Below are 16,792 nucleotides of genomic sequence, written 5' to 3' on the forward strand. Positions count from 1 at the left end.
CCGCTACAGGGTGTCCGCCGGGAGCAGCCGGGCCAGATCCGGGACGAGATCGGCGGCGATGGCGATGTCGGCGTCCAGCGGACGGTCCGCCACGCTCTCCGGCAGGACGGCCGCGGCCCGGTCGAACGCCTCCCGCAGCGGCCCGCCGGACGGCGCGCGCCCCTGCATCCGCAGCGCCCGCACCGCCGCGACCAGCTCGCACGCCAGCCCGATCCGGTACGCCGCGGCCGCCTCGCCGGTCGCCCGCGCCGACTGCGTCGCGAACCCCGCGTGCTCCTCCAGCCCGCGCGACAGCACCGCGCTGCCCAGCGCCGCCGGGGCCGCCTGCCGCCGGACGTCCGCGAGCGCCGAATGCGCCACGTACTCCAGGATCATGATCCCCGAGGCCGCCTCCACGTCCGCCTGGAACGGCCGCAGGCCGGTGAAGGACGGCTCGGCCAGCGTCCCCAGCCGCGCCGCCGACAGCGCCCCCGCCTGGAACAGCGCGAGCCGCGCCGCGTCCAGCGCCAGGCCCGTCCCGGCCGTGTGGAAGTTGCCGTTGTGCCAGACCTCGGCGTCCGCCACGTCCACCAGCGGGTTCTCCGCCGCACTGTTGATCACCCGCGTGACCGTCGCCTCCGCATGCCGCGCCGCCTCCACCGTGGGGGCGTGGACCTGCGGAAACGCCCGGTAGCCGTACGGATCCTGGATGCGCGCCGGGGTCTCGAGCTCGTAGGCGAGCAGGCTCCGCACCGCCGCGGCCACCCCCGCCTGGACGGGCTGCGCCCGGTGCACCGCGGGCGCGTACGGCTCCCGCGACCCGCGCACCGCCAGCAGCGACAGCGCCGCGATCACCACCGACGCGTCGAGGGCCGTCCGCAGGTCCGTGACCGCGAGCGCCGCCTCGCCCAGCGTCGCCGCGTTCGAGCTCATGAACGCCAGCGCGTCCGCCGAGCTCAGCGGGAAGTGCGGGCCGCGCGCGACCCCCGCGTCATGGGCCGCCGCCCCCGCCCCGCCGTCCAGCCCGCCGTCCAGCCAGGCGCGCTCGCCGATCAGGCACAGCGCCGTCGACGCCAGCGCCGTCAGGTCACCGGTGCCGATCGCCCCGTACACCGGGACGGGAGGCAGGACGCCCAGGTTCAGCGCGTCCGCGAGCGCCGCCAGCACCCCCGGATCGACGCCCGACCCGCCCGCCGCGATCTGGTTCGCCCGGACGACCAGCATCGCCCGCACCACCTCGGCCGGGACCAGCGGCCCGGCGCCCGCCGCGTGGCTCCGCATCAGCCGCAGCCCGTGCGCGTCCGCGTCCTCCCACTCGACCTCGACCGCCCGGTTCGCCCCCACCCCCGTCGTCCGCCCGTACACCGGCCGGCGCTCGGCGACACGCCGTACGGTGTGCCACGCGTCGCGGGCCCGTTCCAGGCCCGCCTCCGATATGGCGATCATCACGTCCGCGCGGGCCGCGCGGGTGACCAGATCGCAGGTGAGGGACGTTCCGTCGAGCTCGATCCGGCTGTGTACCACGGCGCTGCGCCCCTTTCTCGTGTTTTCAGGTCGATAACATCGGCTGTTCTCGGGTTGACCCGGCCGGGCCGGTGCCGGAGATTGTCGGTTGTCTAAGGTTGGGTGGATGCCGGTACCCATAACCCCTTTGTCAGCGAGTGGAACGGCGTCACGGCGGCGCCCGAAGAGGACGTGAATCGTTTGATCACCTTCACGGGCGTCACGAAGCGCTATCCCGACGGGACCGTCGCCGTCCACGACCTGGACCTCGAGATCCCGACCGGCCGCATCACGGTGCTCGTCGGGCCGTCCGGCTGCGGCAAGACCACCACCCTCCGCATGGTCAACCGGATGATCGACCCGACCACCGGGACGATCACCGTCGACGGCCGCGACATCCGCGAGGTCGACCCGCCCAAGCTGCGCCGGGGGATCGGCTACGTCATCCAGCAGGCCGGCCTGTTCCCGCACCGCACGATCATCGACAACATCGCCACCGTGCCCTACCTGCTCCACCAGGACAAGAAGCAGGCCCGAACCCGTGCCCTCGAACTGATGGAACGGGTCGGACTCGACACCGCGCTCGCCAAGCGCTACCCCGCCCAGCTGTCCGGCGGCCAGCAGCAGCGCGTCGGTGTCGCCCGCGCCCTCGCGGCCGACCCGCCGATCATGCTGATGGACGAGCCGTTCAGCGCCGTCGACCCGATCGTCCGGCACCAGCTCCAGGACGAGTTCCTCCGCCTCCAGAGCGAGCTGGAGAAGACGATCGTCTTCGTCACCCACGACATCGACGAGGCCGTCAAGCTCGGCCACCGCATCGCGGTGTTCCAGGTCGGCGGCGTCCTCGCCCAGTACGCCACCCCGGACGAGCTGCTCGCCAACCCCGCGAACGACTTCGTCCGCGACTTCCTCGGCGGCGACCGCGGCATCCGGCGGCTCCGTTTCGTCCAGGAGCTCGACGCCGAGGCCGCGGCCGAGGCCAGGGCCGCAGTGAAGGAGGAGGCCGCCGCGGAAGCCGTGACGGCCACGGGCGTCGGCCCGCCGCCACCGGGCGGCGACGGTGAGGCCGCGGCGGCGGGCGAGCGGTGAGCGCCGCGCTCTCCCCGGTCGCCGTCGGCGACAGCGGGGAGCCGCTGATCCGCTGGGACTGGATCGGCCGCAACTCCGACATCATCACCCAGCACCTCAACGACCACCTGGTCCTGTCGATCGTCCCGGTGCTGCTCGGCCTGGCCGTCTCGCTGCCGATCGGCCTGCTGTGCGCCCGATACCGCTGGCTGTACGCGCCGGTCGTCGGGATCACCAGCGTGCTCTACGCCATCCCGGCGATCGCGCTGTTCGTCGTGCTGGTCGCCTTCACCGGCCTGACCCGCACCACCGTGATCATCCCGCTCACCCTCTACACCCTGTCGGTGCTGGTCCCCGCCGTCGTGGACGGCATGGACTCGGTGCCCGAGCACGTCCGGCAGGCGGCCACCGCCATGGGCTTCGGCACGCTGCGGCGGCTCGTCCAGGTCGAGCTGCCGATCGCCGTCCCCGTCGTGATGGCGGGCCTGCGGGTCGCGACCGTCTCCAACATCAGCCTCGTCTCGGTCGGCGCGCTGATCGGCGTCGGCGGCCTCGGCGAGCTGTTCACCGACGGTTTCAACCGCGACTTCACCACCCCGATCGTCGTCGGCATCGCGCTGATCATCGTCCTGGCGATCGTCGCGGACGTGCTGCTCCTGATCCTCCAGCGGCTGCTGACGCCCTGGGCGCGCGCCGGGAGCACCAGGCGGGCGGCGCGCCGCGTCGTCCGGGCCGCCGCGCCCGAGGCCGAGGAGGCCGCCCTGTGAACGCGATCCTCGACGCGATCCGCTGGTTCTTCCACAGTGAGCAGTGGCACGGAGCCGACGGCATCCCGAACCGGCTCACCGAGCACCTCTGGTATTCCGGCCTCGCCTTCCTGATCACCATCGTGATCGCGCTGCCGCTCGGGCTCCTGCTCGGGCACGTCCGGCGCGGCAAGGCCGCCTCGTTCTTCGGGTTCTCGGTCATCGCGTCCGCCAACGGCGCGCGGGCCCTGCCGACCCTCGGCCTGCTCATCCTGGCCGTGCTGGTCACCTCGTCCAGCTTGGTGCCGACGCTGATCCCGCTGATCGTCCTCGCCATCCCGCCCGTCCTGGTGAACGCCTACACAGGCGTCCAGCAGGTCGAGCCCGGCCTGCGGGACGCGGCGGAGGGCATGGGCATGACCGGCACGCAGGTGCTGTGGCGGGTGGAGGCCCCGGTGGCGCTGCCGCTGGTGCTCCTCGGCCTGCGCACCGCCGCCATCCAGATCGTCTCCACCGCGACCATCGCCGCCTACGTCGGGCTCGGCGGCCTCGGCCGGTTCATCGTGGACGGACTGAAGCGGCAGGAGTACTCCAGCACCGCGGGCGGCGCGATCCTCGTCATCGCGCTCGCCTTCCTCATCCAGTTCGTCTTCTCCCTGCTGCGCCGGGTCGCGGTCTCCCCGGGCCTCCGGCGCACCTCCTGACGTTGCTTTTGTTGTTTGACTGATAGTTGTGGCCGAAAGGACTGTTCGGATGTTCTCCAAGATGCGCGGTGCGACCGTGCTGCTCGTGGGCGCGCTGGCGCTGTCGGCCTGCGGTGGCGGCGGCGGCGATGACAAGAACCCGCTCGGCGGCAAGTCCGGCGGCGGCGGTGGCGGCACCCTGGTGATCGGCACCGCCGACTTCCCCGAGAGCCAGGCCCTCGGCGAGGTCTACGCCCAGGCGCTCAGCGCCAAGGGCATCAAGGCCGAGACCAAGGTCGCCGGCACGCGCGAGGCCTACTTCAAGGCCATCCAGTCCGGCCAGCTCGCGATCGTCCCCGAGTACAACGGCAACCTGCTGCTGCACGTCGACCCGAAGGCGACCGCCGCGACGACCGAAGAGGTCAACTCGGCCCTCGGTCAGAAGCTCCCGTCCTCGCTCAGCGTCCTCAACTCGGCCAAGGCCGAGGACAAGGACTCGGTCGTCGTCACCAAGGAGACCGCCGACAAGGACCACCTCAAGACGATCGCCGACCTCAAGCCGGTCGCGGGAAACATCGTCTTCGGCGGCCCGTCCGAGTTCAAGACCCGCGTGTCCGGTCTGGTCGGCATCAAGCAGAAGTACGGCATTGAGTTCAAGGAATTCAAGTCCCTCGACACCGCCGGCCCGATCACCGTCGCCCGCCTGAAGCAGAATGCCATTCAGGCAGCTAACCTGTTCTCCACCGACGCCGCGATCACCAAGAACGGGTTCGTCGCGCTGGAAGACCCGAAGAACGTTTTCCCTGCTCAGAACGTCACTCCGCTGATCTACCGCGCCAAGGTCGGCGCGGACGCCCAGGGCGTTCTGAACGCGATCGCCGCCAAACTGACGACCCAGGACCTCCTGGAGATGAACAGCAAGATGAGCGTCGACAAGGCCGAGCCGCGTGACGTCGCCAAGGACTGGCTGAAGAAGGCCGGTATCACTTCCTGAAACACCTGAGAAACAGGCCCGCACGCTTTGTGCGGGCCTTTTCTCATTGCTGCCGCCCGCCGAGGCGGGTGGTGAGGTCGGCGGCGGTGCGGCGGACCTCGGCGGCGAGGTCCGGCCAGGTGTCGTCCTCGCGGGTCTCGCGGCGGAAGGTGACGGTGATCGCGGCGGTCGGATGGCCGGTGTGGTCGAACGAGCAGGCCGCGATGGACGCGTAGCCCTCGGTGACCTGGCCGTCCTCGGCGGACCAGCCGCGCCGGGCGTCCGCGGACAGGACGCGCCGCAGCTCGCGCAGGGACGTGGGGCCGCGGCCGGTGCGGTCCACGAGCGGGCCGGGGAACAGGGCGCGGACCTGCGCGGCGGGCAGGTGGGCGAGCATCGACAGGCCGCTCGCGGTGAGCTGGGCGGGCAGCCGGACGCCGACGTCGGTGACCAGCGGGGCCTGCCGCCGCGCGGGCTGCTCCTTCAGCAGGTAGAGGACCTCGGCGCCGTGCAGGACGCCGAGCTGGGCGACGTCGCCGGTGCGGTCGACCAGGCGGCGCAGCAGGGGGCGGGCGAGGCGTTCGAGGGGGCCGTGCCGCAGGTAGGCGGAGCCGATCTCGAAGGCGGCGACGCCGAGGCCCCAGCGGCGGTCCTCGGGGACGTAGGAGACGAAGCCGTCCTCGGCCATGGCCGTGAGCAGGTGGTAGGCGGACGACCTGGGCAGTCCGAGCCGTCCGGCGATGGCGGAGGCGGGCAGCGGGCCCGCGGACTCGGCGAGCAGCCGGAGCACGGCGAGCGCGCGCCGCGCGGCCGGGACCTGGCCTCCGCCGCGTGGCGCGGGGCCCGCTGGGATGTCGCCTGACCTGGGGTTTACGGTCATCCGGCCATTGTCTCGTATCTGAGACAGTAGGGGCCGCGCGCGGGTCGCCCAGGGGGCGGTCCGCGCGCTGCAATGGGGGTATGAGTTTCGGCATGGGGGACACAGGCATCCAGGTCGGACCGGAACCGCTGACCTTCGCGGAGGTCATCGCGGTGGCCCGGGACGGCGCACGGGTCACGCTGACCGGCGAGGCGCTGAAGGCGATCACCGAGTCGCGGGCCGCGATCGAGGAGCTGGCCTCCCGTCCGACGCCGGTCTACGGGGTCTCCACGGGGTTCGGCGCGCTCGCGACCCGGCACATCGCGCCGGAGCTGCGCGCGCAGCTCCAGCTGAACATCGTGCGGTCGCACGCCGCCGGGTCGGGCCCGGAGGTCGAGCGGGAGGTCGTCCGGGCGCTGATGCTGCTGCGCCTGCACACGCTGGCGACCGGCCGGACGGGCGTCCAGCCCGCGACGGCGCAGGCGTTCGCGGAGCTGCTGAACGCGGGGATCACCCCGATCGTCCACGAGCACGGCAGCCTGGGCTGCTCCGGTGACCTCGCGCCGCTGGCGCACTGCGCGCTCGCGCTGATCGGCGAGGGCCAGGTCCGGGACGCCAAGGGCGAGTTGCGGGACGCCGCGGACGCGCTGGCCGAGGCCGGGATCGAGCCGGTCACGCTCGGCGCGAAGGAGGGCCTGGCCCTCCTGAACGGCACGGACGGCATGCTCGGCATGCTGGTCATGGCCATCATGGACCTGCGGAAGCTGTTCACCGCGGCCGACCTCGCCGCGGCGATGACCGTGGAGGCGCTGCTCGGCACCGACCGGGTGTTCGCCGCCGACCTGCAGGCGCTGCGCCCGCACCCGGGCCAGGGCGTCTCGGCCGCGAACCTGCGGGCGCTGCTCGCCGACTCGCCGATCATGGCGTCGCACCGCGGTCCGGACTGCACCCGCGTCCAGGACGCCTACTCGCTGCGCTGCGCCCCGCAGGTGAACGGCGCGGCCCGCGACACCCTCACCCACGCCGAGCTGGTCGCGTCCCGCGAGCTGGCCTCGGCCGTCGACAACCCGGTCGTCCTGCCGGACGGGCGGGTCGAGTCGAACGGCAACTTCCACGGCGCGCCGGTCGCGTACGTGCTGGACTTCCTGGCCGTCCCGGCGGCGGACGTGGCGTCGATGTCGGAGCGCCGCACCGACCGGCTGCTCGACAAGGCCCGCTCGTTCGGGCTGCCGCCGTTCCTCGCCGACGACCCGGGCGTGGACTCCGGCCTCATGATCGCGCAGTACACGCAGGCCGCGATCGTCAGCGACCTCAAGCGGCACGCGGTGCCGTCCTCGGCCGACTCGATCCCGAGCTCGGCGATGCAGGAGGACCACGTGTCGATGGGCTGGAACGCCGCGCGCAAGCTGCGCAGGGCGGTGGACGGCCTGACCCAGGTCATCGCCATCGAGATCATGGCCGCGGCCCGGGCGCTGGAACTGCGTCCGCCGCTGCGTCCGGGCCCGGCGACGGGCGCGGTCGTGGCGAGGCTGCGCGAGCGCGTCCCGGGCCCCGGCCCGGACCGGCACCTCGCGCCGGAGATCGCCGCCGCCACGGAGCTGGTGCGGGACGGCTCGCTCGTCGCCGCCGCCGAGTCCGTCACCGGTCCGCTCGCCTGACCGCACGCCCTGCTTGACCGACCTGACCGTCCGCGCGCGGCGACCGCGCGCGACCCGTCTTTTCCGAGGAGAACCCTCATGTCCGGTCCCCGCCCCGTCCGCGCACCGCGCGGGACGCAGCTCACCACCACCAAGGGCTGGCCGCAGGAGGCCGCCCTCCGCATGCTCCAGAACAACCTGGACCCCGAGGTCGCCGAGCACCCCGACAAGCTCGTCGTGTACGGGGGCACCGGCAAGGCCGCCCGCGACTGGAACTCCTTCGACGGGATCGTCCGTTCGCTGGAGTCCCTGGACGGGGACGAGACGCTGCTCGTCCAGTCCGGCAAGCCGGTCGGGATCTTCCGCACGCACGAGTGGGCGCCGCGCGTCCTCATCGCGAACTCCAACCTCGTCCCGCAGTGGGCGAACTGGGACGAGTTCCGCCGCCTGGAGGCCGAGGGCCTCACCATGTACGGGCAGATGACCGCCGGTTCGTGGATCTACATCGGCACGCAGGGCATCCTCCAGGGCACCTACGAGACGTTCGCGGCCGTCGCGGCCAAGCGCTTCGGCGGCACGCTCGCCGGGACGATCACGCTGACCGCCGGGCTCGGCGGGATGGGCGGCGCGCAGCCGCTCGCGGTGACGATGAACGGCGGCGTCGCGATCTGCGTCGAGGTCGACCCGTCCCGGATCGACCGGCGCGTCGAGCACCGCTACTGCGACGTCAGCGCCGACTCGCTGGACGATGCGCTGCGCCTGGCCGTCGAGGCCCGCGACAAGCGCGAGCCGCTGTCGATCGGCCTGCTCGGCAACGCCGCCGACGTCGTCCCCGAGCTGCTGCGCCGGGGCGCGCCGATCGACATCGTCACCGACCAGACCAGCGCGCACGACCCGCTCGCGTACCTGCCGTCCGGCGTGGCGTTCGAGGACTGGGACGCCGAGCGCGACAAGGACCCGCAGGGCTTCACCGACCGCGCCCGCCAGTCGATGGCCAAGCACGTCGAGGCCATGGTCGGGTTCATGGACGCGGGCGCCGAGGTCTTCGACTACGGCAACTCGATCCGCGGTGAGGCGCAGCTCGCCGGGTACGGCCGCGCGTTCGCGTTCCCCGGGTTCGTCCCGGCCTACATCCGCCCGCTGTTCGCCGAGGGCAAGGGCCCGTTCCGCTGGGCGGCGCTGTCGGGCGACCCGAAGGACATCGCGCGCACCGACAAGGCGATCCTCGACCTGTTCCCGGAGGACGAGCACCTCACCCGGTGGATCAAGATGGCGGGCGAGAAGGTCCACTTCCAGGGCCTGCCGTCGCGGATCTGCTGGCTCGGCTACGGCGAGCGCGACAAGGCCGGCGCGGTCTTCAACGACCTCGTCGCGCGCGGCGAGATCAGCGCGCCGCTCGCGCTCGGCCGCGACCACCTGGACTGCGGTTCGGTCGCGTCCCCGTACCGCGAGACCGAGGGCATGAAGGACGGCTCGGACGCGATCGCCGACTGGCCGCTGCTGAACGCCATGCTCAACACCTCGTCCGGCGCGACGTGGGTGTCGATCCACCACGGCGGCGGCGTCGGCATCGGCCGGTCCATCCACGCGGGCCAGGTCTGCGTCGCGGACGGCACGGCCCTCGCGGGCGAGAAGCTGCAGCGCGTGCTGACCAACGACCCGGGGACGGGCGTCATGCGGCACGTGGACGCGGGCTACGAGCGCGCCGAGGAGGTCGCCGACGAGCGCGGCGTCCGCATCCCGATGCGCGAGAACTGACCCGGGCGCGAGAGCGGGGCCCGCGCGAGGGTAGGCCTCTGCGTGAGGCAAGCCTCTGTGTGAGGGCAAACCTCTACTGGGCTGAGCCCTCGCGTGGGGTTGGGGTCCCTGCGGGGAACCGGGTTCGATGCGCGTGTACTGGTCGTTTGTGAGGAGAACGGGTTGAGTTTCGAGGAGATGTGGGCGGCGCTGCTGCCCGTCGGACGCGACGCAGGCAGTGGCGGCTACGACCGTTTCGTGTGGACGCCGTCCGAGCTGGAGTGCCGCGCCTGGTTCCTCGACGAGGCCCGTGCCCGTTCGCTTGCGGTCGAGAGCGACGGGAACGGCAACCTGTTCGCCTGGTGGTATCCGGCGGACGGACGGCGTGACGGCGCCGTCCTGACCGGGAGCCACCTCGACTCGGTGCCGGGCGGTGGCGCGTTCGACGGGCCGCTCGGCGTCGTGTCGGCGTTCGCGGCGATCGACCTCCTGCGCGCGCGGGGGGTCGAGCCGACGCGTCCGCTGGGTGTCGCCGCGTTCGCCGAGGAGGAGGGCGCCCGGTTCGGCGTCGCGTGCCTCGGCTCCCGGCTGCTGTCGGGTGCGATCGACCCGGCTCGTGCGCGCGCGTTGACCGACGGCGCGGGACGCACGTTCGCCGAGGTCGCGGCAGAGAACGGCGTGGACCCGGCCGGGATCGGACGCGACGACGCCCTGCTCTCGCGTGTCGACTGCTACATCGAGCTGCACGTCGAGCAGGGACGCGCGCTGGCCGCCGAGACGCCGGTCGGCGTGGCGTCCGCGATCGTCCCGCACGGCCGGTGGCGGCTGGACTTCACCGGCGAGGGCAACCACGCCGGGACGACCCGCCTGATCGACCGGCGCGACCCGATGCTGCCGTTCGCGTCGACCGTCCTCGCCGCGCGCGCCGCCGCGGAGCGGCACGACAGCGTCGCCACGGTCGGGAAGGTGAAGGTGGTGCCGGGCGGGGTGAACGCGATCCCGTCCGCCGTCGCCGCCTGGCTCGACAGCCGGGGACCGGACGAGCGGGCCGTCCGCGCGACGGTCTCCGACGTGCTCGAACATGCGCGCTCGGCCGGTGAGGGGCACGGTGTCGCGGTCGAGCTGACCGAGGAGTCCTACACCGAGGTCGTCGACTTCAACCTCGGGCTCCGTGACCGCGTGGTGAAGGCGCTGGGCGGCGTGCCCGTCCTGCCGACGGGCGCGGGGCACGACGCGGGCGTCCTCTCGGCGGTGATCCCGACGGCGATGCTTTTCGTCCGGAATCCGACGGGTGTGTCGCACGCCCCCTCCGAATTCGCCGAGATGCCCGACTGCCTCCAAGGCGTGGAAGCCCTCGCCTCGGTACTGGCCGACCTGGTCCGGGGGTAGGGAACCAGTATGCGATGGCACGCCGAGTACGCCTGGCTCGGAGACGACGTCGCCGCCGACGTCCTCATCGAGGCCGACGGCGAGCGGATCAGCGGCATCACCCGAGGCGTCCCGGCCCCGCCGGACGCCCCGCGCCTGCGCGGCCTCACCCTCCCGGGCCTGGCCAACGCGCACTCCCACGCCTTCCACCGTGCGCTCCGCGGCCGCGTCCAAGCCGACCGCGGCACCTTCTGGACGTGGCGCGAGACCATGTACAAGGTCGCCGAGCGCCTCGACCCCGACTCCTACCGTGCGCTCGCCACGGCCGTGTTCGCCGAAATGGCGCTGGCCGGGGTCAGTTGCGTGGGCGAGTTCCACTACCTGCACCACCGTCCCGGCGGTGCCCCCTACGACGAGCCGAACGCTATGGGTGAGGCGCTCATCGACGCCGCCCAGGCGGCCGGCATCCGCATCACGCTGCTCGACACCTGCTACCTAACCGGCGGTCTCGGGCAGCCCTTGGCGGGCGCCCAGCTCCGCTTCGGCGACGGTTCGGCGGGGGACTGGGCACGGCGCGTGGACTCCCTTTACGAACAGAACGACAAGGGGGCCCGTCCTCATGCGCGCGTGGGGGCGGCGATCCATTCGGTTCGGGCCGTCCCGCGCGAGCAGATGCGGGCCGTGTCGACGTGGGCGAAGGAGCGGGGCGCGCCCCTGCACGTCCACCTGTCGGAGCAGCCCGCGGAGAACGAGGCGTGCCTCGACGCGTACGGGATGACGCCGACGAAGCTGCTCGCCGAGTGCGGCGCGCTCGGGCCGCTCACCACGGCCGTCCACGCGACGCACCTGACGCCCGACGACATCGGGCTCCTCGGCGCGACCATGACCGGCGTGTGCATGTGCCCGACCACCGAACGCGACCTCGCCGACGGCATCGGGCCCGCCCGCGACCTGCACCACGCGGGCTCCTCGATCAACCTCGGGTCCGACCAGCACGCCGTCATCGACATCCTCGAGGAGGCCCGCGCCGTCGAGCTGGACGAGCGGCTCCGCACCCGCGTCCGCGGCCACTGGACGGCGCACGAGCTGCTCGCCACCGCGACCTGGAACGGGCACTCGGCGCTCGGCTGGCCCGAGGCGGGACGGCTCGAACCCGGCGCGTACGCCGACCTGACCACGATCGCGCTCGACTCGCCGCGCACGGCGGGCGCGGGCCCGGCCTTCGCGGCGGAGACGGCCGTGTTCGCCGCCACCGCCGCCGATGTCCGGCACGTCGTGGTCTCGGGCCGGCAGGTCGTCGAGGACGGCCGCCACGTGCTCGTCCCCGACGTCCCCGCCCTGCTCCGCGACACCATCGCCGCCGTCACCAGCGACGAGCCGCCGCCGGTCTAGGAGCGGCGGCCCGCCTGGAGGCCGGGCGGCGGCGCGCTTCGCGGCGCGCCTAGAGGTCGGGCAGCGGCGCTATCTCCACCTGCCTCCGCCACTTCGCCGCCCTGGCCTCCCGCGCCGACGGGCTTTGACGTGTCGTCGGCCCGGTGCGGTCCGCCCGGGTCTGGCGCGACGACGCCCCCGCCCCGTCGCGCCAGATCCCGAGCGCCCGCCACAGCCGCTTGCTGACGGGGTTGATGAGGCCGACCTCGGCGCAGAGGCCGCGGAGGCCCGCCACGGCGTCCGCGATGGTGTCCCTGGACGCGTCGGACCGCCAGTACGCCTGCCGCATCACGGGTTTCGGGATGCCGAACCGCCGGGCCATCGCGGGCGGCGGGGTGAGGATGACGACCGCCATCATCTTCGCCGTCGGCGGGACGCCGAGGCTCAGCAGGAACCGCGAAGGGGCCGTCATGCGCGGCACGTGGTACCGGAGGTATCTGCGTCCGAACGAGATGTGCCGGGCCTCCTCCGCCACGTGGATGGCCATGATCCGGGTGATGAGCGGATGGCCGTCCTCGCCTTCGCGCAGCACCCGCCGCTGCATGTGGTCGATGGGTTCCTCGCCCGCGAGAACGCCGAAGAAGAACAATGCGGGCGCGACCGCGCCGAACACCGGAACCGATTCGCCGATCCACCGGAACATCCGCGACATTCCCGGGGCGTCCATTCCGCTGCGGTCGACGAACTCCTGGAACATCAGCCCGTGATGACCCTCCTCGATCATCTCGTGGTAGACGTACCGGAACTCCGCCGATCCGTTCGGCAGCCGCCAGGCGAACGCCAGCAGCCCTCTGTTCAGCAGGTTCTCGAACTGCATCCCGACCTTGGCGACGTTCGCCTGCCGGTACAGCCCGAGCCGGGCCCGTTTCTCCGGCGGCAGCGACCGGTACCACGGATGCGCTGACAGCGGATCGGCGCGCGGCAGTTCCCAGCGCGGATCCTCGGGATCGATCGCGTGCCCGGGATCGTCCCAGGGAATGTCGCGGAACGGTTCCCAGTGCTTTTCGACGGACGCCTTGGACAGCCTTCGCAGGGCCTTCTCGTAATCGAGATCAGTGACAGTCATTCCGTCCCTCGGTCAAGAAGTGACGTGTCAATCGGCGTGACTGAATCTTTCTTTCAAAGTCAACCTAGGAACCCGCCCGCCGTCGGGTCAACCGTCCGTGATCGCCCCGCCACGGCCTCCCGGCCCGCGAGGTGCGCAATCAAGCCCTTACCAACACCCTGTCCAACACCGGCCACGCCGCTGCACCGGCCCCGCCCACCCGTGTGAGGATCACCGTCCATGACGCCCGACACGGCCCGTCCGTCGCCCGCGCGCGTGTACGACTACCTGCTCGGCGGCCATGATCACCTGGACATCGACCGCGCCGCCGCCGAGGCTGTTTTGAAGGTCGAGCCGGACGCGCGCGAGTCGCCCCGCCGCAACCGCGACTTCCTCGGACGCGCCGTCCGGCACCTCGCGGGCCTCGGTGTCGACCAGTTCCTCGACATCGGCTCCGGCCTGCCGACCGCCGAGAACGTCCACCACGTCGCGCAGTCGGTGAATCCGGACGCCCGCGTCGTCTACGCCGACAACGACGCCACCGTCCTGGAGCAGGCCAACGCGCTGCTGTCCGGCGACGACCGCACAGCGTTCGTGCACGCCGACGTCCGCGACCCCGCCGCGCTCCTCGCCGACCCGGCGCTCGCGCTGCTCGACCTTGACCGTCCGGTGGCGGTGCTGCTGGTGGCCGTCCTGCACTTCGTCGCGGACGCCGACGGGCCGTCCGGCCTGGTCGAAACCCTGCTCGCGTCCGTCGCGCCCGGCAGCCACCTGGTCATCTCGCACGTGACGGACGAATCGACCACGCCCGAACTCCGCGCCGCGATCCACGAGACGTACGCCAACGCGCCCGCGCCGCTGTACCTGCGTCCGCGCACCGAGATCGAGGCGCTGTTCGGCGGCCGTCCGCTGATCGCCCCCGGCCTCGTGGACGTCCAGGACTGGCGTCCGGCCGAACGTCTCGCCCCTGCCCGCCTCCGCCTCCTCGGCGGTGTCGCACCAGTCGGTTGATCTCCGTTCAGGGCGCGAGGGCCGCGAGCGCCGTGGTGAGGCGGCGGGTCGCCTCGTCCGCGACGGGCTGGAGCTCGGGAAGCACGGTCAGCCCGACCATGGTCTGCGGGTTCAGCGCCTCGACGATGGTCCCGTCACCGTCCGCGCGCACGGTCACGTTGCAGGGAAGGAGAAGTCCGATCCGGCGGTCGACCTCCAGCGCGCGGTGCGCGAGGACCGGGTTGCACGCGCCGAGGATCAGGTACTCCTCGATCTCCTCGCCGATCTTCTCCCGCAGCGTGGCCCGGACGTCGATCTCGGTCAGCACCCCGAAGCCCTGGTCCTTCAGGACGGCCCGCACCCGGTCGACGACCTGCGCGAACGGCTCCGGAACCCGGACGTTCATGCTGTAGTCCACGATGTCCCCCTTGAGGGTAGACAGAACGTTCTGTACAGTCCTAGCACATGGCCGACGACAGCAAGCCCCCCGCCCGCCGCCGTATCCTCGACGCCGCCGACGAGCTCTTCTACGAGCACGGCATCAACTCGACCGGCGTGGACGCGGTGATCGAGTCCGCCGGGGTCGCGCGGATGACCTTCTACAAGCACTTCGGCGGCAAGCAGGCCCTGATCATCGCCTACCTGGAGGGCCGCGAGACCCGCTGGCAGCTCCGCCTCCAGCGGGCCATCGACGCCGCGGACGACCCCCGCGGACGCCTGCTCGCCGTGTTCGACGCACTCAGCGGATGGGCCGGGTCCGAGTCCCGCTTCCGCGGGTGCTCGTTCGTGAACGCCCTGGCCGAACTCGCCGAGCCGAACCACCCGGCGCGCGCGATCGTCCACGCGTACAAGGCCGCCCTGCGCGACTGCGTGTTCCAGCTGGCCGAGGAGAGCGGGACCCCCGATCCCGAACTCCTCACCGACCAGCTGCTCCTCGTCTACGAGGGCGCGATCTCCACCAACTCGCTCGGCAACGTCGAGGAGGCCTTCGGCAAGGCCCACTTCACCGCCGAGCAGCTCATCAACGCGGCCGTCCCGGTGTCCCGCTGACTCAGCGGGCCAGCCGGTTCAGGTCGAGCGCGCGGAAGATCGCCTGGTAGCCCGTGTCGTTCGGGTGCAGGCCGTCCTGGAACACGTACGCGGTCAGCGGACGGTCGGGGGCGGCCGGATCGGCCATCGCCCGGTCCACGTCCAGGACGGCGTCGAACGTGCCGCTCGTCCGGACCCACTTGTTGATCGCGACCCGCGCCTTCTCGACCCTCGGCGACCAGATCGGGAACAGGGCCGACCGCATCGGCGTGATCGTCGCGCCGACGACCTTGATCCCGTGCGCGTGCGCGGCCTTCACCAGCTGCTGCTGCCCGTCGATGATCTGCTGCGCCGTCGGCGGACCGGCCGGGTTCAGGCAGGGGTCCCCGGGGGATTCCCGGATGTCGTTCGCCCCGAGGTGGACGATGACGGCGCGCACGCCGGGCCGGTCGAGGACGTCCCGCTGGAAGCGTCCCACGGCCTTGTCCCCGGCGCACGAGGTGCTGTAGAGCAGCTGGTTCCCGCCGATGCCCGCGTTCACCACGCCGAGCGGGCGCGATGCCCCGGCCAGCCGGTTCGCCAGCAGGTCGGGCAGGGACGCGTCCGCGTCGGTGGTGGACCCGACGCCGTCGATGAGCGAGTCCCCGAACGCCACGACGGTCCCGGTGCTCTTGCCTCCGGCGACGTCGACCCCCGACAGGAAGTAGGACGCGTTGGTGGTCTTCGTGTACGCCTGGGTGACGTCGTCCTTGAGATGGTCGCCGGACGCGAGGTACGAGGCCCGCCTGCCGACGAGGTGGAACGAGGCGGGTCCCGTCGGAGCCGTGAACCTCATCGTGATCGCGAGTTTCTCCAGCGGCGCGGTCTTGAACGACACCGGGTCGCTGATCGCCTCCGCCCCCGGACGGACCACCGGAGCGGCCCGTCCGCCGAACGTCAGCGGCTTGCTGCTGCCCGGCCACACCAACGCGCCGGACGCCGACCGGCCGACGGTCGCGCCGTCCACCTTGAGCACGTTCTTGCCGTACAGGTTCGAGATCCGCACCCGAACCCGAGTCCCACCAGTGCTCATCCGCACCACTTGCCGAAGCGTCTGCTTGGAGAACCCCTGCGTCGACCAGTTCTGGGAATCCTCGTCCCCGGCGACGGGACGCTGGAGGGCCGCGCCCCAGCTCTGGGTCCAGGCGGGCGTGGTCTTGTCGGGAGACTTGGCGATCGCCGTGGCCGTCCCACCGGCCAGCGCGAGGACGACCGCTCCCGCCACGGGCAACCGCGCCCGGCGATAGATCGATTTGTTCATGATCAACATCCCACCGCCTCACCCGCCCCCGGCACATCGCGGCCACCCCCAGAATCCGCGGTGGGGTAAACCCCCGCCTCCACCGTCCGGACGACCCGCTCCCCGGCCTCCTGCAGGTCGATCAGCGGGTGCCGGACGTAGATCCCGGTGCGGTCCCGCCACGAGAACGTGAGCGGACAGACCCACACGTTCAGCCCGTCCAGCGACACGATGGATACCCCCGCGTCGTCACTGGACCGTTCCGCGTTCAGCCCCCGCGACTCGAGTGTCTCCACGAGCCGCCGCGCCGCCACCCCGGGCGCGACCCGCCAGGGCGGACGAGGCCACCGCTCCGGCAACGGCAGGACGAACCAGGACACCTTCCCCAGCACAGGCGCATGGGCCAGCCGAGACCGCGACAGATGACACCCCCACCCCGAAGCGACCGCCGAGACGATGCTCAGC

General features: G+C 72.3%; 15 protein-coding genes and 1 pseudogene. 10 read left to right on the top strand and 6 right to left on the bottom strand.

Annotation, left to right across the window (positions count from 1 at the left end):
• Positions 1-3: 3 nt before the first annotated feature.
• Positions 4-1,503, bottom strand: coding sequence for an aromatic amino acid lyase (locus tag AB0L06_RS02655; RefSeq protein WP_500229141.1), 1,500 nt, complete (start codon positions 1,501-1,503; stop codon positions 4-6).
• Between the two features lie 180 nt (positions 1,504-1,683).
• Between AB0L06_RS02655 and AB0L06_RS02660 the strand changes: the two are divergent.
• From AB0L06_RS02660 to AB0L06_RS02675, 4 genes and pseudogenes are all read left to right on the top strand, one after another.
• Positions 1,684-2,427: pseudogene (locus AB0L06_RS02660) on the top strand (ABC transporter ATP-binding protein); the annotation flags it as partial.
• Between the two features lie 140 nt (positions 2,428-2,567).
• Positions 2,568-3,317: an ABC transporter permease gene (locus tag AB0L06_RS02665; RefSeq protein WP_500229142.1), complete on the top strand. Its 750-nt coding sequence runs from the start codon at positions 2,568-2,570 to the stop codon at positions 3,315-3,317.
• Complete coding sequence (locus tag AB0L06_RS02670) at positions 3,314-4,000, top strand: ABC transporter permease (RefSeq protein ID WP_500229143.1); 687 nt, start codon at positions 3,314-3,316, stop codon at positions 3,998-4,000. The genes AB0L06_RS02665 and AB0L06_RS02670 overlap by 4 nt, the downstream gene beginning before the upstream one ends.
• A 49-nt stretch (positions 4,001-4,049) precedes the next feature.
• On the top strand, positions 4,050-4,973 hold the full coding sequence (locus AB0L06_RS02675) for an ABC transporter substrate-binding protein (RefSeq protein ID WP_500229144.1): 924 nt from the start codon (positions 4,050-4,052) through the stop codon (positions 4,971-4,973).
• A gap of 43 nt (positions 4,974-5,016) precedes the next feature.
• Here the strand turns inward: AB0L06_RS02675 and AB0L06_RS02680 are convergent, their stop codons facing one another.
• Entirely contained in the window at positions 5,017-5,832 is an 816-nt protein-coding gene (locus AB0L06_RS02680; RefSeq protein ID WP_500229145.1) for an IclR family transcriptional regulator, read from the bottom strand.
• Positions 5,833-5,924: 92 nt separating this feature from the next.
• Between AB0L06_RS02680 and hutH the strand changes: the two genes are divergently transcribed.
• From hutH to AB0L06_RS02700, 4 genes are all read left to right on the top strand, one after another.
• Complete coding sequence (gene hutH, locus AB0L06_RS02685) at positions 5,925-7,469, top strand: histidine ammonia-lyase (protein ID WP_500229306.1); 1,545 nt, start codon at positions 5,925-5,927, stop codon at positions 7,467-7,469.
• A 78-nt stretch (positions 7,470-7,547) separates the two neighbouring features.
• Positions 7,548-9,206, top strand: coding sequence for a urocanate hydratase (gene hutU, locus AB0L06_RS02690; protein WP_500229146.1), 1,659 nt, complete (start codon positions 7,548-7,550; stop codon positions 9,204-9,206).
• Between the two features lie 162 nt (positions 9,207-9,368).
• Positions 9,369-10,574: an allantoate amidohydrolase gene (locus AB0L06_RS02695; RefSeq protein ID WP_500229147.1), complete on the top strand. Its 1,206-nt coding sequence runs from the start codon at positions 9,369-9,371 to the stop codon at positions 10,572-10,574.
• A 9-nt stretch (positions 10,575-10,583) separates the two neighbouring features.
• On the top strand, positions 10,584-11,945 hold the full coding sequence (locus AB0L06_RS02700) for a formimidoylglutamate deiminase (protein WP_500229148.1): 1,362 nt from the start codon (positions 10,584-10,586) through the stop codon (positions 11,943-11,945).
• 49 nt (positions 11,946-11,994) lie between these two features.
• On the opposite strand, the gene AB0L06_RS02705 is transcribed toward AB0L06_RS02700, so the two are convergent.
• Entirely contained in the window at positions 11,995-13,050 is a 1,056-nt protein-coding gene (locus tag AB0L06_RS02705) for an AurF N-oxygenase family protein (protein ID WP_500229149.1), read from the bottom strand.
• 219 nt (positions 13,051-13,269) lie between these two features.
• Here AB0L06_RS02705 and AB0L06_RS02710 point away from each other — a divergent pair, with 219 nt between their 5' ends.
• Positions 13,270-14,040 carry an SAM-dependent methyltransferase gene (locus AB0L06_RS02710; RefSeq protein WP_500229150.1) on the top strand — a complete coding sequence of 257 codons (771 nt, stop codon included), beginning with the start codon at positions 13,270-13,272 and terminating at the stop codon, positions 14,038-14,040.
• Positions 14,041-14,047: 7 nt separating this feature from the next.
• Here AB0L06_RS02710 and AB0L06_RS02715 read toward each other — a convergent pair whose 3' ends face one another.
• On the bottom strand, positions 14,048-14,437 hold the full coding sequence (locus AB0L06_RS02715) for a DUF302 domain-containing protein (protein WP_500229151.1): 390 nt from the start codon (positions 14,435-14,437) through the stop codon (positions 14,048-14,050).
• A gap of 47 nt (positions 14,438-14,484) precedes the next feature.
• On the opposite strand from AB0L06_RS02715, the gene AB0L06_RS02720 reads away from it, so the two are divergent.
• Positions 14,485-15,069, top strand: coding sequence for a TetR/AcrR family transcriptional regulator (locus tag AB0L06_RS02720; protein WP_500229152.1), 585 nt, complete (start codon positions 14,485-14,487; stop codon positions 15,067-15,069).
• A gap of 1 nt (position 15,070) precedes the next feature.
• Here the strand turns inward: AB0L06_RS02720 and AB0L06_RS02725 are convergent, their stop codons facing one another.
• Both AB0L06_RS02725 and AB0L06_RS02730 read right to left on the bottom strand, forming a co-directional pair.
• Entirely contained in the window at positions 15,071-16,348 is a 1,278-nt protein-coding gene (locus AB0L06_RS02725; RefSeq protein WP_500229153.1) for an SGNH/GDSL hydrolase family protein, read from the bottom strand.
• Positions 16,349-16,350: 2 nt separating this feature from the next.
• On the bottom strand, positions 16,351-16,719 hold the full coding sequence (locus AB0L06_RS02730; RefSeq protein WP_500229154.1) for a hypothetical protein: 369 nt from the start codon (positions 16,717-16,719) through the stop codon (positions 16,351-16,353).
• Positions 16,720-16,792: the final 73 nt, after the last annotated feature.

The organism is Spirillospora sp. NPDC052269 (assembly GCF_040679435.1).
GTDB lineage: Bacteria > Actinomycetota > Actinomycetes > Streptosporangiales > Streptosporangiaceae > Spirillospora.